Here is a 247-nt window from a genome sequence, read left to right as displayed (position 1 = left end):
CCGGCCTTGGCGCTGTTCTCGACGAAGCTCTTGGCGACCACGTCGATGGTGGGCGCGTCGTTGGTCGGTGTGATGACCGGGGTGTCTGCGTCCTGACCGGTGAGCTTGCCATCGGAGACGGTCAAATCAACCTTCGGCAAGGTGCCGCCGTTATTGACGAAGTCCGCGCCAGCCTGGGTCAGCACCACTTCACCATTGACGATGGCGTAATAGCCCTTGTCATTGGTACCCGCCGTGAAGTCGACCG

At 61.5% G+C, this 247-nt stretch carries 1 protein-coding gene; it reads right to left on the bottom strand.

The window, feature by feature from the left end; genetic code table 11:
* A partial coding sequence (locus tag AB5Z02_RS08350) for a hypothetical protein (protein ID WP_368215847.1) occupies positions 1–247 on the bottom strand: 247 nt, incomplete at both ends.

Source organism: Aeromonas sp. R2-3, assembly GCF_040908375.1.
GTDB lineage: Bacteria > Pseudomonadota > Gammaproteobacteria > Enterobacterales > Aeromonadaceae > Aeromonas > Aeromonas veronii.
This window is presented reverse-complemented; position numbering and strand designations above follow the sequence as displayed.